Source organism: Cupriavidus sp. C2SS-8b (genome assembly GCF_057073745.1).
Genome location: NZ_CP172718.1, coordinates 116230 through 137676, shown reverse-complemented (window position 1 = coordinate 137676; position 21447 = coordinate 116230). Strand labels below are relative to the sequence as shown.

The following is a 21447-nucleotide window of genomic DNA, read 5'->3' as shown; positions in this document are numbered from 1 at the left end:
GTGAGGCAATCCATGGAATACGTCGAACACAGCGCGGATGGGCTGGAGCGCAGCCCGGTCAACTTCGTGCCCCTGACGCCGATCTCCTTCCTGCGCAGGACGGCCGAGGTCTACCCTGAGCGTACAGCCATCGTCTACGGCGAGCGCCGCACGAGCTGGCGGGCAATGCTGGACCGCAGCCGCCGCCTCGCGTCGGCGCTGGTGGCCACCGGCGTCAGGACTGGCGATACGGTGGCCGTGATGGCCGCCAACACGCCGGAGATGCTGGAGATGCATTTCGGCGTGCCCATGAGCGGCGCTATGCTGAACACGCTGAACGTGCGTCTGGACGCGGCCGCCATTGCCTTCACGCTCAGGCACGCGGATGCGAAGGTGCTGGTCACCGACACGGAGTACGCTGACGTAGTCGAAGCCGCACTGGCACTCCTCGACGACAAGCCGCTGGTGATTGACATCATCGATCCCGCCGTCGAAGGAGGCCGCAGGCTGGCGGAGATCGAATACGAGGGCTTCCTGGCCGGGGGCGATCCGTACTGGGAGGGCGGCGAGCCCGTCGACGAATGGCAGGCCATCGCCCTCAACTATACGTCCGGCACCACGGGCAACCCAAAGGGCGTGGTCTACCACCATCGCGGCGCCTATCTGGCTGCGCTGTCGAACATGCTCGACTGGGGCATGCCCCGGCACGCCGTCTTCCTGTGGACGCTGCCGCTGTTCCACTGCAATGGCTGGTGCTTCGCCTGGACGCTGGCGGCCAACGCCGGTACCAGCGTCTGCCTGCGGCGGGTGGATGCTGCCGCCGTGCTCGATGCGATTCGCGAGCACCAGGTCACGCATTACTGCGGAGCGCCGATCGTGCATGCGATGCTTGCCCACGCACCTGAAGCGTGGAAGGCGGGCATCGACCATCCGGTCCACGGACTCATCGGCGGCGCGCCTCCGCCGATGCCGGTGATCGAGGGCCTGTTGCGCATGGGGATCAGGATCACCCAGATCTACGGGCTGACCGAGGTCTACGGCCCCGCGGCGGTTTGCGTGGAGCAGCCCGAATGGAACGACCTCGGCATCGATGCGCTGGCGGAACGGAAAGGACGGCAGGGCGTCCGCTACACTGCGCAGGAAGGCATGGCCGTGCTGCATCCCGAAACCCTTGTGCCGGTGCCGTGGGACGGGAAGACCATCGGCGAAGTCATGTTCCGCGGCAACATGACGATGAAGGGCTACCTGAAGAACCCCGAGGCCACGGCGGAAGCTTTTGCCGGCGGCTGGTTCCACTCGGGTGACCTCGCAGTCGTCTGCCCGGATGGCTATGTACAGATCCGGGACCGTTCCAAGGACGTCATCATTTCCGGCGGAGAGAATATCAACTCGCTGGAGGTGGAGGAGGTGCTCTACCGGCACCCCGCGGTGCGCGTGGCAGCCGTCGTCGCCCAGCCGGACGAGCGTTGGGGGGAGACGCCATGCGCCTTTGTCGAAGTCGTCGATGGCGCCAGGGTCGGCGAGCGCGAACTGATCGAACATTGCCGCGCCCACTTGGCGCACTTCAAGGCGCCGAAGAAGGTGGTCATCGGCCACCTTCCCAGGACGTCGACCGGCAAGATCCAGAAGTTCCTCCTCAGGCAACGAGCAAGCTCCGGCGCTCCCGGACCCGACCACGTACCGGCGTGAGTTCCCCCGTGAATGTCTTTCGGTGGCCCGCCGAGCCTGCTCTCCACATTCGGGATATCCGTGAGCGCCCGGTCGTGGCGGAGCAGAAGACTCGTGTCCGGTATCGCATCGGCAGCGAAGACCGGTTGATCGACCGCCTTGGCGACATCTTGCGCGAGATGCGTGACTGGCGCGGTGCTACCGCACGGCAGGCACGGCATCTGTCCAGGCGTCACGGTATCGGCTACCAGGCCGCCCTGCTCTTCCTCTATCGCGCGGAGATGCGTTCGGCGTGCCCGCGGCGCATGGTGATCTGTCTGGCTGCGGCGGTGGAAACTGGCATTGACTTGAGCGGCTTCCCGCCTGGATGCAGGATCGAAGAGGCAGAGCTGTCTTCGGAAGTTCGGGTCATGTATTGGGCGGCCTTACGGAGGGGCGCAGGGCGGAAATGGAGCCAGTGGCCAGGTGATGGCGCCGGACAAGTATGAGAACAGGGTAATTTCGGATGGTGGTCGGCTGAATCCGCGGTGGTACGCGGCCGTAGGCATGGCAACCTGTGACAGTTGCGCCGATCCTTTTCTGCCGTTGGCGCGCGGATTACCGAATGACTGAAATGGCGACCGTCTACCGCAGCAGCATTAGGGCGGATGACCGTTGGACTCGAATAGCCGTCATCGTGTTGAGGAAGATTCGAACGGCGCATAGGGGTCGTTCAGGGACCGTCGGGCTCTCGCCGCTGCATCTAGGTTGGCCAAGTCGGGACTAGTGCGAATCATCTGGACCGTCGGAGCGCATGCCCCCGGGCTGCGCCGTGGCCACGCACGGCAAATGTCAACCCCGTCGTTTCTTTGTCGTTAAAAGACTGTCGCTCGGGTAAACCGATCCAACATCATGAGCGGGGTAAATATGCCAGTTGATGGCAACGACGTGCCGAAATACCCAAGGGGCGACCTGCGGCGAATGCTTACCGTTCTGGCCGCGATCGACGCCATCACCGATGCGACCTTGGTCAAGGTGGTAGCGCGGACTGGCATCGATAAGAAGACTGTCACCCTGCTAGTTAAGCAAGCGGCGGCGCAGGCCGGGGTTCGTATCGAGAAGGACGGACCGGTCTATCGGCTGGTCGATTGGGGACCGGTCTTCAAGAAGTCTGGCGCGAAAATGGCATTGAACGGTGTATTAGGAACCGACTCAGTGACAGCTGCAATGCAAAAGCAAATGCCCTTGGCCATGCGAAGCATTGACGAGCCCTGACGCCGCATGGTCGACTGCATCTCGTCCTTCCTGTCCTGGGCTGGCCTTCCCGCGTTGCGATACCCCACCGGCGGTCGGGTGGAGGCGGCGACTGGCCGAAGCACCCCGCCCTTTCAGAGGCCTTCCAGCGTCCTGTCCCATAGTCGGCCCTTTGCAACGGATCCAGTGGCTCGCTCGTCAAGCTCATTGACGTGCGCCTCGTCACGCTAGACTAGCGCAGGAAGCCACATGGAGCCGCGATGGACCCGGATGACGTAATACGAGATTTCGAGCGCCTGGCGCTGGATGACACGACGGAATTGGAGGTCGACGACGCGATTGCGGGCTTGGCCGTGCTGTTGGCCGATCCTGCGATCGCGGGGAAAGAGCGGGCCTTGTTGACCCAAGTAGGTGCAACACTCTACCGGTTGGGCCTCAACGAACGGGTGGTGGCGGCGCTCAAGAAGCGAGGCGACACAGCGCAGTGAGCTCCCCCTGCGTTCGCCGTGGGTTTCCCCGGAGCTGAAGTTCAGTGGATGCGAGAGCACCGGCTTCAAGACTCCCTACAACGAGCCCGTGGCGGCTCGTCAGCTTCCGCCGTGTCCGCGGAACTGTGCCGGTTGTGAAGGCGGTTGTGCACCGTCTCGCAGCGGATCAACATCTTAGCCGCGGGCGCCTCATCCTCGCTGGCTGTGCCGGCTTCTGCGGCGCTCCGCAGATAGACTTGCCGGGAGACGATGGCGACGATCACAATGATGGCAACGACGCAGCAGGCCCGCGCCGCAAATTGAAGGTATCGTGCCATGGAAATCGCACCGGATTGCAGGAGGTGATGGGTGGCGAGACTACATGAAATTGTCACAGAACTGTGCTACGCCGTTGTGGGATTGACATCGCCTCCGTTTCGGCGTGGCGGGGTCGGAACCGCGCCTTGTGCAACACCGCACCGGGCCAAATGAGCATGCCAAAGACAATCGCGCCCCTACCGAGCGGCCACTACTGGGCCACGCCCCACGCGCCCTTTCCGCTGGACGTTGCTAACGGGTATGACGAAGTGTTCCCTGGCGCGCGCTGCGTCAGCGACGGCAAATGGGTCATCTTCGATAAGAACGGGGACGAAGTCTGGGCGTGCAATGCCATGTATGCCGCCGCCCATTTCGACTTTGCTCCCCTGTCCGGCGCCTTCGCCTTGGCGGCCGATTGAGGGTCTGGCGGTGCCGGTCGGCCCTGCGCTACTTTCCGCTCGGACAGTCGTTTTTCACTGTCCGGGCGTTATGTTAAGTCCAAGCTCCCGACAACTGTGACGTGGCTCCTGGCGTTGGGTTGTACGATCTTGTTCCATCGTTGCGGCATTGTGCTCAGACCCGGTTCAGAACCGCCCGCGCATGGGATCGGCCTCATCGTTACTTGCCGGGCCCAGCATCCAGCCGGCTCGAACAATTCACGCGGAAGGACCTCGGGGTCTTAAACGTAAATCAACAGCATCCATCAGATAGGCGCGAAAGCAACCCGTAGCGGGCTCATAAGGGCTCATGGGTGACATCGCGTGCGTCTGACTAGCGCAGTGCTCCCGGCGGAACGAGGGAGCGGAACAGTAACTCCTGCACGGCACCCCGTGTGAACTGAGCCTTCTTCAGCACAGTATCCCTCTCGATCAAGTAACCCTTGGCGTCGCACCAGGCGAGCATTTCGCCCTCCATGCAATAGTGGAAGGCGCTTGGTTCGTCCGCCTTGGCTGCAGGATGCATGGCGGGCTTGATGTCGCGTGCGTAGAACGGTTCGAAAGTGACGGTGATTGTATTGTTGGCGGTACGAGTGCCTCCTGCCGAAGGGCCAAATTCAAGCGGGCCGATTTTTAACTCTTCGCTTTCGCTAGTTGTGTTGATGAGGCTCAGCGTGTAAGTGCCAGCCAGCTCCGAGGAATCTGGTGTGTACGAGGTGAGGCACGCGAGTGGCGGTTTGACCGCCGCTGCCGGCCGCGCCGTTGGTGCGCCTGTTGCGGCAAGCAAGCCTTCGCGGAGGTCGGCCAGCGCCTTCGCGAGTGGTGCCTTGTTCAGGTCATCATGCGTATAGGTGGTGAAGATCGTCGGGTCCTGGTAGTAGGCAGGGACGACGCGTTGGGGATATACAAGCGTCTGTTCGTTCTCGGACGAGGCGGTGATCGTAGGTATGGGCGGCAGTCCCTTGATCCCGGCGTTCACGTTGATGGTAGTGATGAGCTTCGTTTCAACGTTCGTCAACCTGAATTCGAGGTCGCCGAGCCCGCAGTGCGCCGGAGGCTGGGGCGGGGATCGCCGGGCATCGGCCATCAGGCGTTGTTGCTCGGCAAGATAAATGGCAACCTGTAGCTTGATTGCCTCCTGGACATCCGCAACTCTGTCGAGGCGGATAGCCGGGCTTGAGCAACCGCTAATCAGAACGATGGCGCTTGCGGCGCAGCCCAGGTTGAGAGCCTGTCAGATTTTTAGTGTGACGAGGTCATGAGACGATTACGGAAACGTCCTATGACCGACACAACAGTGACCAAGAAGAGCAAGAGCCCGAAGGCACCCAAGCTGTTCCCTGATGAACTGATCGATCAACTGCTGGCGCAGGTCCAGAACAAAGATGCCGAGTCGATCCTCGGCGAATCAGGCCTGGCTGGGCAGTTGAAGAAGCAATTGGCCGAGCGAATGTTGGCGGCCGAACTGACTCATCACCTGGAGAGCGAGGCGGAGCAAGGCAAAGCCGGCAACCACCGCAACGGCAAGAGCCCCAAGACAGTCATTACGCCCAACGGCGAGCTGACGCTCGATATCCCGCGCGATCGGCAGGCAACGTTCGAGCCGCAGTTGGTTGGCAAGTATCAACGCCGGCTTCCAGGCTTCGACGACCACGTCATCAGCATGTATGCGCGCGGCATGAGCGTGCGCGAGATTCAGGGCCATCTGCTGGAGCTATACGGGCTCCAGGTGTCGCCCGATCTGATTTCCACGGTCACGGATGAGGTGCTGGCCGACGTCGAGCAATGGCAGCAACGGCCGCTCGAGGCCATGTATCCGATCGTGTACTTTGACGCGCTCCGGCTGAAGATTCGCGACGAAGGCACGGTCAAGAACAAGGCGGTCTATCTGGCGCTGGGCATTCGGGCCGACGGCCGCAAGGAAGTACTGGGCCTGTGGATCGAGCAAACCGAGGGCGCCAAGTTCTGGCTGAAGGTCTTCAACGAATTGAAGAACCGCGGTTTGAACGACATCCTAATCGCAGTGGTCGATGGCTTGCGCGGCTTTCCCGAGGCGATCGAAGCGGTCTATCCGGATGCCCAGATCCAGACCTGCATTGTGCATCTCATCCGCAATTCGCTGAGTCTGGCGAGTTGGAAGGATCGCAAGCCGCTCGCTGCGGCGCTCAAGCCGATCTATCAGGCCGCCACGGCCGATGCGGCAGCAGCGGCGCTGGAGGCTTTCTCCCAAGGCGAATGGGGTCGTAAATTCCCTACCGTCGCGGCCATGTGGCAACGCCAGTGGGAGCAAGTGATTCCCTTCTTTGCCTATCCACCGGAAGTACGCAGAATCATATATACGACCAACGCCATTGAAAGCATGCACATGCAGTTGCGCAAGATCGTCAAGAATCGAGGCCACTTCCCCAGCGACGAAGCGGCCAGCAAGCTGTTGTTTCTGGCCTTGCGCAACATCGAAAAGGATTGGAAGATGCCGCCTATCACCTGGCGGCAGGCAGTCAATCAGTTCGCCATTCTGTTTGGCGAGCGATTCACCAACGCCATCGGCTGAGATTTCTTACAACGACCTCAGCACACGAAATTCCTGACACGTCCCAGGTTGATGAAAACCGGGATTGTTCTTCTAGGGCTATTCGACACGACTTCCCCTCCCAAGGCGTCAGAGACTCTTCTTTATAGAAAAGCGCCGCGTGAATCTCAACCGCCAGCGACAGTGGAAGCCCACCACCGGATGGGGGCAGCCGTGCCACAGGTGCCACTCGGCGCTATGCAGCGCCTTGATCAATTCCGCGTTGCTGGGGCCATCGCAGTGCGCCGGCCCGCCCTTGATCATTTGTTAGAGGTTCTGTACGCGCATGGCAATGTGCCAGGCCGCCAGTTTCCTCCCGCCACGAAAGGTATGATCCTCCCGCTAGGACTTGTGTTTCTCGCTGTGGGTCAAACGGCTTCGATGCCTGCCCACGCTAGGGTGCAGAAATCAATTTTCCAGGGCCAAACGCGCGAGCTTTTCAAGCACGCTCATCTTTGAATTGTCTCCGCCCACAAGCATTCCGTTGGTCATAGTGTGCAGATACAACTGGACGAGGGGCAGGTCCAGCAATCCGGCCTTGCTGATTTCGCCGTCGGGGCAGTAGTGCATAACGTCGCGCATGCCAGAAAGCGCGTCCCCGGAGCCGTTGATACCGCCCTCCGGCGGCACAAAGAGCCGCACCCACGAACCACAGTCCTGCACCGGCATCTTCAGCCCGATTCGCTCGCCATGCTTTGTGTGCTCGGGTCTGAACATCGAAATGTAGTACGGAAGCAAGTTAAAATCGCGACTCTTGGAAAGAAGCCGGCCCTTTCCACCGTCCTCTATCTGCGCAGTCAGGTAGTCGTCCTGCGCGGCGATGGCCGCTTCGATGCCGGGATACGCGTCATTGAGAATGATTTTGGGCACGAATTTGCCAGCCCAGACGTTCAACCTGGCGCCCGTTGTGGCATCTACGACCCAAAACTGCTTGTCCCGAATCCAGTTTTTTCGGCTCTCCTGCAAGAAGGGGAACTCAGCTACGAATTCCAACAATGCACTGGTCTTCCCCCAAGGGGTGCGACGAGTCCGTGTCACATACACCGCGCTGCCCTCGATCATCACATCGACAGCCGCCACCATTTGTTCAGGTGTCTGGCGGCCTGGCAGCTTGATGCGCCTGGTTGCGAGTAGTGTCAATTGTCGCGAGACAGCATCAGGCATCGAAGGGATCAAGACCGGCTTGCCTTCCTGGGAGGTGCCAGCGAAGACCGCAACGAGCGATGTTGGCAAGGTACCTTGGTGCGCGACGAATACGCTGCCTATGACAGCGTGTTGCAAGCCAGCCCCGGTCGCGTAGCGGCGGGATGTCTTGCTCATGCCCGACGTCGGTACGACGAACTGCTGCGGAACCAGGGCAACAGCACGGTCGCCCCAGAGGCGCTGCGTCGCATCGCGCAGATCTACCGTCTTGAGCGCGAGCTCGCCACGCTGAGCAGCGAGCAACGTCAGGCCAGGAGGCACAGCGACGCCAAGCCGCTGTGGGAGCAACTGCATGCCTGGCTGCAACTGGAGCGGTCACGTGTGCCTGACGGCAGCATCACAGCCAAGGCGCTCGACTACAGCCTCAAGAACTGGCCGACGCTGACGCACCACCTCCTCGATGGAGAGGTCAGTGTGGACAACAACAGCCTAGAAAATCTGATCCGCCCCTGGGCCCTAGGAAGGCGCTCGTGGTTGTTCGCTGGCAGCGAACTGGCCGGTCAGCGCGCCGCGGTCGTGATGAGCCTGGTGCAATCAGCCAGGCTGCAAGGGCACGATCCATGGGCCTACATCACCGATGTGCTGACCCGCCTGCCCACCCATCTGAACAGCCGCATCGACGAGCTGCTTCCCCACAACTGGCGTCCCGCACGCTGAGCGCGTCTGCTCTCTCACAACCGCTCCCAACCGGCAAGGTGGGACGGCGAGACGCTTACCTCGCAGATACAAGCTTCCTGCAATCGACTTGGGCGCGGGCCTCTCGATGAGCAAGGCTCTTGTGACGCTTGTGGGTACATCAGGAAATCTTCAGCCCAAAGCAATCGGCGAGTGTGTTTGGGAGGCTTCGAAGCTTAGTGGTGGACGAAATGCAGTGCTGGTGGCGGAAGGCGTCAAGAAGGCTTGGCCCACGACGCAAAATGGCACCCTTCGCTTTCTTCCAACCTCCATTAAGGGGGTGGAAGGCTACAAGGTGATAAGCAAGTGAACCGAACTCCTTGCTGACCAACGATGTCAGCTCGCGACCAGGGTCATCGCACTTTGCGTGCGAAATTTGGCGGTAGCCGCCCTGGGTTCGGCTCCCAGTAAGGCTTTCAAGTCAGAAGGATTCATTCTGCCAGTAGCTTTCCAACTACTTGATTCAGAAAGAATTTCCGGAGTCAGACCGCCCGTTTTCGCACGCAAAGTACGAATACTCCTACTTGTCGACGATTTTCGCGATGGACTGCAATTCCGGACCTACGCAAGCAGACCGCCACACTGGCGGGCGACCCTCTAATCCTGTAGAAGCACCACACTGCCCTTCTTCTTCTGCAGCGGGGCCAGCGGCAAGGTACCGGACTGGGCTTGCAGCGTGTACCGAAGAGACTCAAGGTCGCGAACAACAATGTCATGTTCCGCAGCAAACTCAGTATCCGACATATCTCCCGCCGCTTTCAGCTTTTGCAGGTTAGCTAGATACTGCTCCTGAGAAATGATTTCACCTTCCAGCATGCGGACCAACCTCAAGGTTCCGAGCCGATACTTGACACTTGCGGGTTCGTTAAGCTGGAGTAATTCCTCCATGTGCTCGCCATCACTACTGCGCGATACCATCTTTCCCGTTGTAGCATCGAAACGAATATGTGCCGCCATTTCATGATCGCAAGGATTCACTACAAAAGGACCACCTTTTTCATCTGTCGGCCAATCATTATTTTTTCGACTATTGCAATTGCCGCAGCAATAATACAGATTTAAATATGTACAGAGCAGGTTAGCGAATTTATCCTTCGGTCTGTAGTGATCGACTCCGAAATTTAGGTTCGGCGCACTGCTATCAGGCTGCCGGCAATACACGCAAATTCTAGAGAACTCGGTCTGCAAGTACCGCTTATAAGTGCGGTACTGCTTAAATTGCCGAGGGGCAAGAGTGCGGGTGTGCCTCCCCTTCGGATACTGAAAAAGGGACATGTCAGATAAGCCCCAATCGCCGCGCCATTTCCTCCCGTCTGGCGCGTGCCTGGAGCACCTGTTCTTCGGCAGCTTCCAATGCGCGCACCTGATCTTGCGACACTCTTGGCGCTTTCTCCAATAGGCGATTGTTCAGAATTTCGAGGCGTGCTACGACCTCCGCCTGATTCTCTCCTTTCGCATACTTGGCAGCCAACATGAGCACTCGATCCTTGGCTACACGATCAACTTCAGCATGATCTATTGAGGAATACGATGGCGAACGCTTGATTGAACCTGTCGCCTCACTCACCGTCCGCGTGGTTGCTGGTTCTGTGGCAGAGCGGATTTCATGAGTGCTCGTGGGCGAATCCGGTCCAACTGCATTGTCGAGAATATCTTCGACGTACTTGTAGCGAGACGCTATGAATTCAGTCCGGTGCCAAGACTTCTGTGGTTTTCTCTCAGAAAGAAAGGCGGAGGCACTGCGCCAATTTTCAAACGAGCCAGTGGCAGACTGTCCGCCGGTATAGTAGCGCATGACTGATCTCAGCGTTTTGAAGGCGTTTTCTCAGTTGAAAGAAAATCTCTAGCCTTCTCTCCTAAAGCCCAATCAAATACCTCGAAGGCCTGAGCATGCATTGCATCTAGGGCTGCAGGTGCGTCCCCCACGGGAACCTCCGTCCGAAACGCATCAACATCAATCAAATACTCAGGGTAATCGTCGCTCGCCTCAGCGCTCGTCCGGTGCTTCTTAAACTTGATTCCATGCTGCAGCAGGCAGCCGCCATCTGCGGCTCCCACCTGTAACTTTCCAGCGAAATCCTGAATACCCGTGAAGCGCTGCGACAGCAAAGGGCCCGTCAATTCAGGATTGACCCAGCCGTCGACAGGATCGCTTCCGCTGTCGATCACATTGATATATCGCACACCGACTCGGGTAAAGAAATCCGAATCGATAACCTTCGATGCTGCCTCCACTACATGAAGAACCCTGTCTTTCATCTCAGCGTACTCGGTATAACGGTTCGTTTCAATCGAAAACGAGTTCTGCTTAAGCGAGACCGTCCAGGTCATCTTCGAAGAGCGGAATATATGCGTGTGGTTGAATCCATTAGCCCCACCAAGGTTAAGCGTCACTTCGTTGCCAAGCTCTAAATGAGGGTACTCCTTCCGCAGCGCCGAAACGAACTGCGCGGGCGGACGCGTCCCGCCCAGTTCAAGGAGGGTCGGAAAACGAAACTCGCACACCGCTTGCTGTAGGAAATTCCGCTTGTATCGGTCTATGTTCTGCGAGCGCGCGGGGACCAAGCCGTCAGCTTCCCAAGTTGCAGCCATATTTCGTATCGTGGAATGATTTCAATTACCAACGGACCGATTCTGCCATGCAACGCGCCCAATAGGGCAAGTTCGCAGTGTCGAACGTGGCTCGTATGCAAACAATATCCCTACTCTCGGTTTCCTTCATGGCGATGGGGATCTGGACGCGTGGCGCCAGCATATGCCCAGTTGGCAACTGGCGCTCCATGGGGGCGGAAGCGCAACGCAAGACGGCGGGTCCGCTAGGCTGGCATAGTGCCGTATATACCACTTTCGGTTCTTCTTCCAGCGTCTGTCTGGCTTTATCCGGAAGTCAGGGGCGCCGTCGGCGCCACGGGATCGCACCAAACCGGGGTGGGGCTGACTAAGCACCGATCACCCTCAGCGGCGGAACTTCTCCGTCGTGTTTAAGTTGATTACGTTGGCGCAACCAAAGTTGGTGCGAATGGAGCCCCATTGATAATCTGCAGCCCTCCGATTTTGATATGGCCGGAAAGTTCGCATGCATGAAGGGAGAGTTGGCCCCAGCCGCCGTTCGGAGTAATTTCTGACCACTCTTTCGAGATACGCTCGAACACGATAATCGCCCGTCTGGCCTCCAGCTTCAACAGATTCTTCCCCATCAGGAACTGTGCTCCGGCGGCCTGGAGTGCCCCCCATCCTAGGAGTCTGTCGGACTTGAACAATGCCGACGTGCTACAGGCCGAAAGTTGAGGTTTGATGAGGGCGTTGAAGACGACTTTTCTTCTCTAACGCGCAAAATCTGCTCAACATTTAATCAAAAGCTCGTCGGGCAGCGAAAGTCCGACAGGCTCCTAGGCATTCTTTCATCTCGAGAAGAATCGTTTCACCGCCTGTCGTGACGAGGTAGCCGTCCACCCTCGCTGCGCGACACCTATAGAGCCGTTCGATCCCCAGTGCGAGTCGGTTCTCAAGTAGAGCATTGAAAGCGCGGTGTTCGATTCCATTACCGACAAAAATTCCGTCACCTCCGTCGCGTGGGCATCGCTCATACGATTGTTTGGCTCGTGATCAAAGCAAGCGTTCAACATCGTTATTCCCTCTCAGTTATTGTCCGTCGAGGCCTGGGCTTGCCCAGAATCGTCTCATGCCGCCCCGCCGCCGCGTCTCCTCGGGGCTGAAGCTACGCGTCGTGGCGTCCGGAGAAGCGTGGCCGGCGTCTTGTGCGACTCGAGCAGTACGCCGGCGACTACCGCGTGCGAGATATGTGTGTATCGCAGCCCAGTGCGTACTGCGCCCAGTCGCTTCCCCAGGCGCGTCCGCCGGCTCGATCGCAGCCGTGTAGCGAGCGGCGCAGGCCTCGGTTGGGAAAGAAGACACCCTATCACGAGGGATACCGAGGATCACTTGGCATTGAAAGGAAATCTACAGCCCGCTTTGCACGCTGATTTAGCTGAAACATTCAGAGTGCTCCGGATCACCCGGCCTCGAAATTGAAGCCTCTCATCTGGCCCGGAAAAACTCAACGCTCTGCCCCGCATTGACCGCGCGCTTGAGCCACGAGGGCATCTCGCCCTGCCCGTCCCAGGTGAGCCCTTCCGCGTTGCGGTAGCAGACCACCGGCGCCGGTGGTGCGGGCGGTGGCGGCGCGAAGCACCCCGCCGCGTCCAGGTCTTCCAGGGTCAGCCCGTAGTCGTCCATCTGCGTCTGGATCCAGCGGAACGCGTCCGCCCGCTCAGTTTTTGCTGTCATCGCTGCCGTCACTGCTGTCGTTGCCTTCGTCCTGATTGTTGGGGTAATCGTCCTTTTCGTGCAGATTGATACGGTTAGGGTTGAAAAGACATTCTGAAACAATGACTTAGCGATCCTCTGTTTCGCGGTGCGCCGTCCTTTCCTTGCGGATTAGTACGCTTGTCCACCGTTTCCGCCTTTGAAAAGCTGGCACACGTAGGGCCATGCTTAGGTGCACCAACGGATCGGTTATCTGCGGCGCGCTACTACTGCCGCAACTGCCGCCGCAAAGGTACTGCCGTATCTCGGCCTCCAGCCACTGCGGTGTGCCAATCTGTGCGCGATTTTGCTCTGTGGCGTTTGATGTTGCGGTCATCCCATAGCCTGTCGCGCTGTAGCTCGGTGGCCTTGGATCAGCGCATCCATGTAACGCTCGACACCGAAACTGAGGATCCCGCGGAAGTTAATGTGCCCGAAATGCCCGGGCCCCATGCGGCGCAGCCAAGCGTCCTCGAGAGTCGTACCTCCTATGCGAAGTTGCTCGACAACATCGTTCATGCGGTGGGTGTTCCACGCCAGTACGGCGTTGGTCAGAAGCGCGTGCGCTCCCGAGATCGCCTTCATCTCATCGCCTCGCCGGCCGCGTTCGTGTGGTACCCGGCCATCATGGATCGCGCGCTGCAACTGGTGCACCGACTCCCCCCGGCTGAGCAATGTATGGATTTCACGGCGGAAGTCTTCAATGGTCACGTAGTCGCACAAGAAGATGCTACGCAACAGCCGGCCGAGATGCTCGGCAGCTTTGTGAGCTTTGTTGGTCCTGGCGGCGCCGCCTAACCGTTGCATCGCGAGCTCAGCGCTAATTCGGCCGATACGGATTGATGCCAGCACCCGTAGAAAATCGTCCCAACCCAGGCGTATGGCTCTTAAGGACAGTCGCTTCGTGGTGACACGCTCGATACCCTCAGGCACTATGAACTCTGCAGGCAGGTACAGCTTGCGCTCTGCCAGATCGCGCAGCCGCGGACATAAATCGAAGCTCAGGCCTTTGGCCAGGGCCATCGCGGCGTTCGTGTAGCCATGCGTGTCCACTGCCAGCAACGACAGGCGGATACGGTCCTCGCTGCGGTTGTGCTGCTCCACGCCCTCGATGGCAACCCCTGCCTGACGCTCGTTCAAGACGATCGGTTGGTCATAGACGATGCCCCACTTGTCAAGCACGTGGGTGTAGATGCCGGTCGCGTAGGTGCGTCGACGTGGATCAACACGAGCGATCCACAGATGTCGTGAAACGTCCAGTGACATCATGTCGGCCGATGCCTTCTTTCCGGTGCCCCAGTGCGTGGCTAATGGGATCTTTCCTTGAAATTCAGCCACCACCTCGTTGGCCCTGCGCAAACGGCCATGGGTCTCCAGCCCGCGCATGGCAAGTGACACCTGAGCGGTGTCGATGCCGGGAATCATCGCAGCAATGCCCTTGGCATCGATCTCCGTGCCATGGGCGAGCAAGGCCGCGTAGGTTGACAGCAGCTCGGCCACGGACTTCGCCCGGTGCCCGAGTAGCACCTCGCTGAAATTGGTCGAGGCGTCGACCTCCAGCAATAGGTCCGGGAACTGGACATCGCCAATTGTCTTGAAGATCAAGTCGCGCGTGCGGCGCGGCTCATCGTCCTGCTCCACCGGCACAATCGCCGGCAGGTGAAGCATGCCATCGTCTCCAATTTCGATCTTGCCTTGAGCGCAGGCTTCGGCCACCGCAGCCACGCCAGCACGAAGCGTATCCAGTAGTTGTTCGATGAAGGTATCAGCGGCAAGTGGCAGGCCCAACAGCCCGAGATACTTGGCACGGTCGCGCTCCCACTCCTTGGCAGGGATGAGCATTTGGTCGCCATCACGAAAGCGCATCGAGTGGTCAATCCATACGCTGCCCCGGCGCAGGCTATTTCGTAGCGACATCATGGTGCAGGCGGCGAAGGCCTGATAGCCACGCTTTGGATCAGGGTCATGGACGAGGTCATGCCATGCCGTGCCAACCCCGCTAGTCTCCGTAAAGTCTTCTGGCAGGGCATTGAGCTTCCTCGTCTGCAGGTCGCGCCACGCCTTGAGGTTCGCAAAGCCCGGATCGTCCTCCCTGCCGCCGAATTCCAGGCCCTCCAGGCCCGACAGGAGAGCGTGAATCCGCTGATGGTCACCGGTCAGCGCCGCGCGCACATGTGACGCAAAGCTCGATTGCTCCGCATCGGTGACGTCGGCCAGGTGCTTCAGCGCTTCATCCACCCGCTGCTTGGTGGACTTGCTCTTGTCTTGCAGAACGGCCTTGGCCTTGAGCGCCTGCTGCCTGTCTTCCATGGCAGAGCGGGTGTGCGTCGACTGCGCCGTGCTGGCCGCGCGTCGGAACAAATCCTGGCTGCGTCGGCTGGTCTGGTGTAATGCGATATCGGTGAGTTCCAGCAAACTCATCCGTAGAAAGCACACCAGTTCAAGCCCCTGCGTGCTCTCCTTCAGTGTTTTGGTCTTGGCTGGTCGCCTTGCTTGCACCTTCTGCGCATAGGCACGCAGTTTGGGCAAGGCGATGTCATCCAGGTTCCATTCATGCACAGCGAGGGACTTCAGGTACCGGACCTTGTCCAGCGTTTCAGCGAGGTTCTTGGGACCGTTGCGCCTGGAAGGCGCCTTGATCCACTCGAGGTGCGTTGCAGAGCCGTCAGCCCGAGGACTTCGGACGGATTCCATGCAGTGCTGCAGCGTGGCCGCCGGCACTGCACGGTTGACCGCCGCGAGCATTTGCGCCTCGTAGGCGGAAAATGCTTGGCGTGCCAAATCGGTGATCTGGCGCTCGCCGGGAATGAGGCGGCAACGATCGTAGAGCCATCGCTGGGCGGTGGTGACAAGTTCATCCATGTGCGCCGCTGCGGCAGCTTGCACGTGGAGCATCTCCAGCAAAGCAGCCTGGCTGGTGACATCGAACGCCTTGATGCCAAGGTGCTCCTTGACCCATTGCTGATGCTCATACAACGTCGGGCGTCGTTGGTACAGCGTCTTCAGGCTGGCAATCGACAGCAGCGGCGCGGAAAAAGCCTCGCACAGGTACTGAAGGAGATTGCGCGGAACGGCAGCAACCCGGTCCAACGGCCGACCGAAGGCGCGGAGACAAACGAGCTGTAGGCCTACCGCCGCGTATCTGTCGGCCCGAAACCGCTCCCGTATTGCCGCAATGTCAGCACTGGTGAGCTGAAAGAACTGCCGCAGGTCAAATTCTGTCAAGCGGGCAGGCAAGTCTTCCCTGCCAACGTAGCGATACGCAAATGCCGACATCTACACTTTTCAGAGCGTCGTTCGGGACAAAACTGTACGACAAGTGCTTGGATGGCCGCAATAAGGTTAACCGAATGGGATGCAGCCTACCCAACATAGGACTCGGGGCTGGCTAATAACCGTATCAATCTGCACGAAAAGGACGATTACCCCTTGTACCATACCTGCTTGCACGGCAAGCGAGCTATCGGCCAGCAAGCGCTTCAACTCTCGGAGCGCTTCACAATTGACGACGGGGGACGCTGCAGAGGTGAGGTGACTACAAACTATCGGATCGAACATCCACTGGGGCACCTCCAGCACGCGCGCCGACTCGAGCGAGTTCAGCGCACAGCGCAGAACGATCTCCCCGTTCTTCGTGACCGTGTTGAAAATCCACACCCTGCGACCATACCAGGGGTGCCAGCGATACAGAACTTCCCTTGAGTCGGTAATGTGGGCGTTGTGTTGACGGCTTGTATAACCCGGTGCGCTTGCACTCAACCCTGGGGTATCTGTCGCCCACTGCCTACGAGGTGAAATCGACAGTGAAACAACCTATCTGCCTGTCCGAAATTACTTGACCACTACACGGAACCGCTGTTCAGCGGGGCGTCATTGAGCTGTAACGCCCAACTGAAAGCTCGAAGCTGTCACACCACCCATAAAATCTTGCTCATGGTAAACAGCACGGGCGACCTCCCGCTCCGCGGCACCGACAACCACCATCAGCGGGAGCAAGTGCTCTTCACGCGGATGCGCCAAGCGGGCTGCAGGCGCTCGTTCCCATTCAAGCAGCGCCTGGATCCGTTCGGCAGCTGGCAACGCCAACGTCTGGTGCAGCCAGCCATCGAATGCCGTCGATGCTTGCGCCGCTGCAGGCCCGAAGGCCCGCAGATTGTGGTAACTCAAACCGCTGCCGACCAGCAGAACACCTTCATCGCGCAATGGAGCCAAAGCCCGTCCCAGCTCAATGTGTGCCTTCGCATCTAAGCCTGCCAACAGAGAAAGCTGAACGGTGGGCATATCTTCATTCGGATAGGCGATGGCCATGGGAGCGTACATACCATGATCGTAGCCTCTGTCAGCATCCAATCGCACGTCAAGATCAGCGTCGCCTAACACCTCTGCTACACGCGCGGCCAAGGCAGGATCACCGGATGATGCATATCGAATCCGGTACGTGTGTTCGGGAAACCCGTAGTAGTCGTACACCATGGATGGATGCGGATTCGACTGCACCGAGAAGACGGGCTCCTCCCAATGGGCAGACACCATCAAGATAGCGCGGGGCCGGCCGCCAGCATCGGCCGCCATGCGGCGCAATGACGCGGCCAGCTTCGAGTAGGGCCCCGCGACCATCCCGTCCATCCATGGCCAAGGTCCACCACCGTGGGAAATAAAGAATGTTGGCAATCGGTCCGTCATGGTCGCATCACTTTGGTAATTCGCGCCTGGCGCATCACTGAGCCAATCCGATCTGCTTCATGAATGCCTGGTTGTCCCAGTACAGCCATTCCTCGTCCATCACGCCGTCCTTGTTCCAGTGGCCGATGGTGACCATGCCGAGCTTGAAGGCTTTTCCGGTGGGGGCAATCGTCTTGCCGTCGCCAATGGGCATCGGCTGCGAGAACGTCCCTTCCACATATCCGGACACTGCTGTCCACACGCCGGAGGCAATACGGATCGGATGCTCCCTGATACGCACATCGGGGGCGAAGACGAGCATCGGTTTGAGCTCTTCGATGTGTTCGGGCAGGCCCTTGGTGATGCGACCGTCCGGCATATGGACGACGATATCCGGCGAGTGGCTCTTGGTCATCTCGTTCCACTTCCGACCGCTATAGACATTGAAGTCGAGATCGTCGAAGTTGGCCAGATTGGCCTGCTCGGTTTGACGCTGAGCGGCAATCGCGGCGACTTGCCGTTTGAGCGCTTCCACTTGGGCCCGGTCCTTGGCCTCCAATGCGGTTTCCGGGACGGCAGGCGTCTGCGTGGGGGCTGCAGATTGAGCGGCTGCGGCCAAAGAACCCACTGCCATGCTAAGCGCCAAACAGACTTTTGCGAGATGCGATTTCATTGCATTCTGTCTTAGATGAGGAAAGTCGGTTCAATACTCGAGGCCGATCTTTCCGAAGTGCCCACCTGCCTGCTGCAAACGGAAGGCTTCGGCGAGATCGGTGAGTGGGAACGACTTGTCGATCACGGGTCGGATTGGCAACACGTCGAGAGCGCGAACGAGATCTTTTTGATGCTGGCGACTCCCGACGATCAACCCCTGCAGGCGCTGCTGGCGAATCGTCAAGCCTGCGGTAGGCACCGGCCCGGCCGCACCGGTGAGGACGCCGATGAGCGCAATGTGGCCAGCCACGCGCGCGGCCTGGATCGACTGCGCGAGTGTTCCGGGGCCACCGACTTCAACCACATGATCGACACCGCGACCACCGGTGATCTCAAGAACCGGCTTGGCCCACTCGGGTTCGCGCCGGTAGTTGATCAGGTGATTGGCACCGAGCCGACGCGCGCGCTCGAGCTTCTCGTCTGAAGACGATGTCACAATGACTGTCGCTCCAAGGGCGTTGGCGACCTGCAGAGCGAAGACAGAGACGCCGCCGGTCCCTTGCACCAGCACGGTGTCGCCAGCCTTTATGCCACCGTTTACGACCAAGGCACGCCAAACCGTCAAGCCTGCCGTCGTCAAAGTAGCTGCTTCCGCATGGCTCCAGCCTTGGGGGGCGTGGGTAAAAGCGGTCGCTTCGGCCACCACCCATTCGCGGGCATAGCCATCAACGCCGTCTCCGGGAACCGTCGAGAAGTTTCCGCTCAGCGGATCGCCGTTCAACCAGGTGGGGAAGAAGGTCGAGACGACGTGATCGCCGACGGCGAATTCACTGACGCCAGCACCGACCGCCTCGACGATGCCCGCGCCATCCGCCATCGGAATACGACGATCGGCCGAGGGCATGTGACCGGTAACCACGCCAAGGTCGTGATAGTTCAGAGAACTAGCATGGATACGGACGCGAATCTGACCCGGCCCCGGTGTGCCTGGGTCCGGCAAGTCGACAATCTCAAGCCGGTCAAGTCCACCGGGTGCGCGTAGTTGAATTGCTTTCATTTGGTTAATCTCCCAGCGTGATTACGCCCTTGAGGTTGATGAAGGAGCCGTCCGCACCAGCGATGTTGGTATGCACCACGCCCAGATCGTAGTTCTGCACGTGCACAACGTTCGCCCCTGTGCCTTGCTCGTGCCAATAAATCATGTAAACGTTGTTCGCCACTTCGAGGGCGGTATAGCGCACTGTGTCCTGCACGCCCTTGAACGGTCCATCCACGCCGATAAAGGACATCGTGGAGGCATCCTTGAAGTTCAACTCGAACGCCAGTTCGCCGAACCTCACCTGGACCTTGCGCCCGACGGCCGGGAAACTAGGTGAAGTAAAGTGGACCCACGATTTGAGACAGTGATCAGGCGGTGGTTTAAGCTGTTGTCCTTGACGGGATGATGGCAAATGAGTGAAGGCAAGAAGCGCAAGGTACACACGGCAGAATTCAAGGCCAAGGTTGGTCTGGAAGCCGTGCGCGGGGTGAAGACGATCAGCGAGATTGCGCAGACATACGGCGTGCATCCGGTGTTGGTTGGGCAATGGAAGAAGGAAATTCTTGAGCGGGCCGGCGCCCTGTTCGAAACCAAGCGTGGCCCCAAGCCGGCCGAGGAAAAAAGCGACGAGGATCGCCTGTACGGCGAGATCGGGCGGCTGAAAATGGAAGTGGACTGGCTTAAAAAAAAGTTGGGGGAGTGAGCCGGGAAGCGCGAATGGGGTGGATCGATGGTGCGGAGGAACTGCCTTTGAGCCGGCAGTGCGACCTGGCGGAAGTGTCGCGCGCAACGGTGTATCGGAGGCAGGGCAAGACGACGCGGGAAAAGCGCGACGAGGATCTGCGGCTGTGCCGGTTGATCGACGAGGAATATACGAACCGGCCGTTCTACGGCAGCCGGCGCATGGCGGTATTCCTGCGCGGCCAGGGCTGCGTGGTGAGCCGCAAGCGGGTGCAGCGCCTGATGCGCGAGATGGGGTTGGCGGGCATGGCGCCGGGGCCGGCGACGAGCGCCAAGCATCCGAAGCACAAGGTCTATCCGTACCTGCTGCGCGGGGTCGAGGTGACGCGACCGAACCAGGTGTGGTCGACCGACGTGACCTATATTCGCCTGGCGCGCGGTTTTGCCTACCTGGTGGCGATCATCGACTGGTACAGCCGGAGGGTGCTGTCCTGGCGCCTGAGCAACAGCATGGACGCGTCGTTCTGCGTGGACTGCCTGGAGGATGCGCTGCGGGAGCACGGAAGGCCGGAGGTGTTCAACAGTGACCAGGGCTCCCAGTTCACGAGCCACGTCTTCACGGGCGTGCTCAAGCGCGAAGGCATCGCCATCAGCATGGATGGTCGCGGCCGGGCGCTGGACAACATCTTCGTCGAACGGCTGTGGCGCAACGTGAAGCACGAGGATGTGTACCTGAAGGGGTACGCCAACATGGCGGAGCTGATGATCGGGCTGGCGCAGTACTTCTCGTATTACAACGAGGAACGGCCGCACCAGTCGCTGGGCTACAAAACGCCGAAGGCCGTCTATGCCAGCGGCGAGGGCGGCGGGGCAATGATTGTCGATAAATTCGGCGGTGCGCGGGGAGAATCCCCTGCTCCGCTACGCTGCGCAGGGGATTCTCCCCGCGCAAAATCAGGGCAGCGCTGTTCCGCTGCATGTGAAGAAATGGATGCAGCTTAAACTCGGTTGAAATCTGTCTTGACCGAGGGGTCCACTTTAAAGTCACCACATCTGTTTGGGCCATGTCTTTCTCCTTATCTCAGCATTCATCCGGCGGCGGTCTTGGCGACGCGCATTGCGGGCCGCGCCACGCCAAGGGACCACCTTAAATGACTGGGAACATGCAGTTGCCGTTGGCCGCCTTGTTCGCCGGTACTTCTTCCTGCATCACGTCCCAGTGCTCCACCACCTTGCCGTTCTCCAAACGGAAGATGTCGACGGCAATCATGGTTTTGCCGAACCAGTTGGTGTAGCGGCCGTGGACCATCACCAGATTGCCATCCTCCATGGCGACGCCCGCCTCGTAGCTCGGGCCGGCGCCGGGGCTGCTGATGAAGCCACGCAGCACGTCCAGGCCATTCGGCATGCCAGGGTTGTGCTGGATCATGTCGCCAGCCCAGTACGTCTCGGCCTTGGTCAGGTCACGCCGATTGAAGACAACGTTTAAGTAATCGACGACGGTATCTCTATTGCTCATGGGATGCTCCTTTGTGAAAACGCTGCCGATACGGACAA

At 59.5% G+C, this 21447-nt stretch carries 21 protein-coding genes and 1 pseudogene; 9 read left to right on the top strand and 13 right to left on the bottom strand.

Translation table 11 applies throughout. The annotated features are described in order from the left end of the window. The first annotated feature begins 12 nt into the window (after positions 1-12). The 5 genes from ACIGJB_RS30275 (at position 13) to ACIGJB_RS30255 (ending at position 4084) form a co-directional block, all read left to right on the top strand. Positions 13-1668, top strand: a complete 1656-nt coding sequence (locus ACIGJB_RS30275; RefSeq protein ID WP_224081590.1) for an acyl-CoA synthetase — start codon at positions 13-15, stop codon at positions 1666-1668. Between the two features lie 74 nt (positions 1669-1742). Beyond that, on the top strand, positions 1743-2135 hold the full coding sequence (locus tag ACIGJB_RS30270) for a hypothetical protein (protein WP_224081589.1): 393 nt from the start codon (positions 1743-1745) through the stop codon (positions 2133-2135). Positions 2136-2538: 403 nt separating this feature from the next. Then, entirely contained in the window at positions 2539-2901 is a 363-nt protein-coding gene (locus tag ACIGJB_RS30265; protein WP_224081588.1) for a hypothetical protein, read from the top strand. A 239-nt stretch (positions 2902-3140) separates the two neighbouring features. After that, a complete protein-coding gene (locus tag ACIGJB_RS30260; protein WP_224081587.1) occupies positions 3141-3368 on the top strand; it encodes a hypothetical protein in 228 nt (75 codons plus the stop codon). Positions 3369-3841: 473 nt separating this feature from the next. Next, a complete protein-coding gene (locus ACIGJB_RS30255) occupies positions 3842-4084 on the top strand; it encodes a hypothetical protein (RefSeq protein ID WP_483735097.1) in 243 nt (80 codons plus the stop codon). A 352-nt stretch (positions 4085-4436) separates the two neighbouring features. On the opposite strand, the gene ACIGJB_RS30250 is transcribed toward ACIGJB_RS30255, so the two are convergent. Beyond that, positions 4437-5120, bottom strand: a complete 684-nt coding sequence (locus tag ACIGJB_RS30250) for a hypothetical protein (protein ID WP_483735096.1) — start codon at positions 5118-5120, stop codon at positions 4437-4439. Positions 5121-5384: 264 nt separating this feature from the next. Here ACIGJB_RS30250 and ACIGJB_RS30245 point away from each other — a divergent pair, with 264 nt between their 5' ends. Continuing rightward, the gene (locus tag ACIGJB_RS30245; RefSeq protein ID WP_483729500.1) at positions 5385-6653 is read left to right on the top strand and encodes an IS256 family transposase; all 1269 of its coding nucleotides are present in this window, start codon (positions 5385-5387) and stop codon (positions 6651-6653) included. A 426-nt stretch (positions 6654-7079) separates the two neighbouring features. Here ACIGJB_RS30245 and ACIGJB_RS30240 read toward each other — a convergent pair whose 3' ends face one another. Further along, the gene (locus ACIGJB_RS30240) at positions 7080-7904 is read right to left on the bottom strand and encodes a hypothetical protein (protein WP_483735095.1); all 825 of its coding nucleotides are present in this window, start codon (positions 7902-7904) and stop codon (positions 7080-7082) included. A 9-nt stretch (positions 7905-7913) separates the two neighbouring features. Between ACIGJB_RS30240 and ACIGJB_RS30235 the strand changes: the two genes are divergently transcribed. Both ACIGJB_RS30235 and ACIGJB_RS30230 read left to right on the top strand, forming a co-directional pair. Next, positions 7914-8531 carry an IS66 family transposase gene (locus tag ACIGJB_RS30235; protein ID WP_483735182.1) on the top strand — a complete coding sequence of 206 codons (618 nt, stop codon included), beginning with the start codon at positions 7914-7916 and terminating at the stop codon, positions 8529-8531. A gap of 106 nt (positions 8532-8637) precedes the next feature. Further along, the gene (locus ACIGJB_RS30230; RefSeq protein WP_483735094.1) at positions 8638-8859 is read left to right on the top strand and encodes a hypothetical protein; all 222 of its coding nucleotides are present in this window, start codon (positions 8638-8640) and stop codon (positions 8857-8859) included. Between the two features lie 287 nt (positions 8860-9146). Here the strand turns inward: ACIGJB_RS30230 and ACIGJB_RS30225 are convergent, their stop codons facing one another. The 10 genes from ACIGJB_RS30225 to ACIGJB_RS30180 form a co-directional block, all read right to left on the bottom strand. Further along, a complete protein-coding gene (locus tag ACIGJB_RS30225) occupies positions 9147-9737 on the bottom strand; it encodes an HNH endonuclease family protein (RefSeq protein WP_483735093.1) in 591 nt (196 codons plus the stop codon). A gap of 88 nt (positions 9738-9825) precedes the next feature. Continuing rightward, positions 9826-10344 carry a hypothetical protein gene (locus ACIGJB_RS30220; RefSeq protein WP_483735092.1) on the bottom strand — a complete coding sequence of 173 codons (519 nt, stop codon included), beginning with the start codon at positions 10342-10344 and terminating at the stop codon, positions 9826-9828. An 8-nt stretch (positions 10345-10352) separates the two neighbouring features. Beyond that, positions 10353-11141, bottom strand: a complete 789-nt coding sequence (locus tag ACIGJB_RS30215) for a TIGR04255 family protein (RefSeq protein ID WP_483735091.1) — start codon at positions 11139-11141, stop codon at positions 10353-10355. 398 nt (positions 11142-11539) lie between these two features. Further along, complete coding sequence (locus ACIGJB_RS30210; RefSeq protein WP_483735090.1) at positions 11540-11746, bottom strand: hypothetical protein; 207 nt, start codon at positions 11744-11746, stop codon at positions 11540-11542. Between the two features lie 841 nt (positions 11747-12587). Continuing rightward, the gene (locus ACIGJB_RS30205) at positions 12588-12836 is read right to left on the bottom strand and encodes an H-NS family nucleoid-associated regulatory protein (protein ID WP_483735089.1); all 249 of its coding nucleotides are present in this window, start codon (positions 12834-12836) and stop codon (positions 12588-12590) included. Positions 12837-13187: 351 nt separating this feature from the next. Continuing rightward, positions 13188-16130 (bottom strand): Tn3 family transposase, encoded by a 2943-nt coding sequence (locus ACIGJB_RS30200; RefSeq protein WP_483735088.1) that lies wholly within the window; start codon positions 16128-16130, stop codon positions 13188-13190. A gap of 594 nt (positions 16131-16724) precedes the next feature. After that, positions 16725-17537, bottom strand: coding sequence for a DODA-type extradiol aromatic ring-opening family dioxygenase (locus tag ACIGJB_RS30195; protein WP_483735087.1), 813 nt, complete (start codon positions 17535-17537; stop codon positions 16725-16727). A 34-nt stretch (positions 17538-17571) separates the two neighbouring features. After that, positions 17572-18189, bottom strand: a complete 618-nt coding sequence (locus ACIGJB_RS30190) for an ester cyclase (RefSeq protein WP_483735086.1) — start codon at positions 18187-18189, stop codon at positions 17572-17574. A gap of 30 nt (positions 18190-18219) precedes the next feature. Continuing rightward, positions 18220-19227, bottom strand: a complete 1008-nt coding sequence (locus tag ACIGJB_RS30185) for a zinc-dependent alcohol dehydrogenase family protein (protein WP_483735085.1) — start codon at positions 19225-19227, stop codon at positions 18220-18222. Between the two features lie 4 nt (positions 19228-19231). Next, on the bottom strand, positions 19232-19738 hold the full coding sequence (locus ACIGJB_RS30180; protein ID WP_483735084.1) for a MoaF-related domain-containing protein: 507 nt from the start codon (positions 19736-19738) through the stop codon (positions 19232-19234). Here ACIGJB_RS30180 and ACIGJB_RS30175 point away from each other — a divergent pair. Then, positions 19622-20808 (top strand): annotated as a pseudogene (locus ACIGJB_RS30175) (IS3 family transposase); the annotation flags it as partial. The gene ACIGJB_RS30180 and the pseudogene ACIGJB_RS30175 overlap by 117 nt on opposite strands. 229 nt (positions 20809-21037) lie before the next feature. Here the strand turns inward: ACIGJB_RS30175 and ACIGJB_RS30170 are convergent. Further along, positions 21038-21409, bottom strand: a complete 372-nt coding sequence (locus ACIGJB_RS30170) for a nuclear transport factor 2 family protein (protein ID WP_483735083.1) — start codon at positions 21407-21409, stop codon at positions 21038-21040. Positions 21410-21447 lie beyond the last annotated feature (38 nt).

Excerpts from the sequence above, each read along its gene's own strand:
- ACIGJB_RS30275 (WP_224081590.1), top strand. The coding sequence starts at position 13 with ATGGAATACGTCGAACACAGCGCGGATGGGCTGGAGCGCAGCCCGGTC.
- ACIGJB_RS30265 (WP_224081588.1), top strand. The coding sequence starts at position 2,539 with ATGAGCGGGGTAAATATGCCAGTTGATGGCAACGACGTGCCGAAATAC.
- ACIGJB_RS30260 (WP_224081587.1), top strand. The coding sequence starts at position 3,141 with ATGGACCCGGATGACGTAATACGAGATTTCGAGCGCCTGGCGCTGGAT.
- ACIGJB_RS30255 (WP_483735097.1), top strand. The coding sequence starts at position 3,842 with ATGCCAAAGACAATCGCGCCCCTACCGAGCGGCCACTACTGGGCCACG.
- ACIGJB_RS30245 (WP_483729500.1), top strand. The coding sequence starts at position 5,385 with ATGACCGACACAACAGTGACCAAGAAGAGCAAGAGCCCGAAGGCACCC.
- ACIGJB_RS30230 (WP_483735094.1), top strand. The coding sequence starts at position 8,638 with ATGAGCAAGGCTCTTGTGACGCTTGTGGGTACATCAGGAAATCTTCAG.
- ACIGJB_RS30220 (WP_483735092.1), bottom strand. The coding sequence starts at position 10,344 with ATGCGCTACTATACCGGCGGACAGTCTGCCACTGGCTCGTTTGAAAAT.
- ACIGJB_RS30215 (WP_483735091.1), bottom strand. The coding sequence starts at position 11,141 with ATGGCTGCAACTTGGGAAGCTGACGGCTTGGTCCCCGCGCGCTCGCAG.
- ACIGJB_RS30210 (WP_483735090.1), bottom strand. The coding sequence starts at position 11,746 with ATGGGGAAGAATCTGTTGAAGCTGGAGGCCAGACGGGCGATTATCGTG.
- ACIGJB_RS30205 (WP_483735089.1), bottom strand. The coding sequence starts at position 12,836 with ATGACAGCAAAAACTGAGCGGGCGGACGCGTTCCGCTGGATCCAGACG.
- ACIGJB_RS30200 (WP_483735088.1), bottom strand. The coding sequence starts at position 16,130 with ATGTCGGCATTTGCGTATCGCTACGTTGGCAGGGAAGACTTGCCTGCC.
- ACIGJB_RS30195 (WP_483735087.1), bottom strand. The coding sequence starts at position 17,537 with ATGACGGACCGATTGCCAACATTCTTTATTTCCCACGGTGGTGGACCT.
- ACIGJB_RS30190 (WP_483735086.1), bottom strand. The coding sequence starts at position 18,189 with ATGAAATCGCATCTCGCAAAAGTCTGTTTGGCGCTTAGCATGGCAGTG.
- ACIGJB_RS30185 (WP_483735085.1), bottom strand. The coding sequence starts at position 19,227 with ATGAAAGCAATTCAACTACGCGCACCCGGTGGACTTGACCGGCTTGAG.
- ACIGJB_RS30180 (WP_483735084.1), bottom strand. The coding sequence starts at position 19,738 with ATGCACGCCGTATGTCTGCGCAATCTCGCTGATCGTCTTCACCCCGCG.
- ACIGJB_RS30170 (WP_483735083.1), bottom strand. The coding sequence starts at position 21,409 with ATGAGCAATAGAGATACCGTCGTCGATTACTTAAACGTTGTCTTCAAT.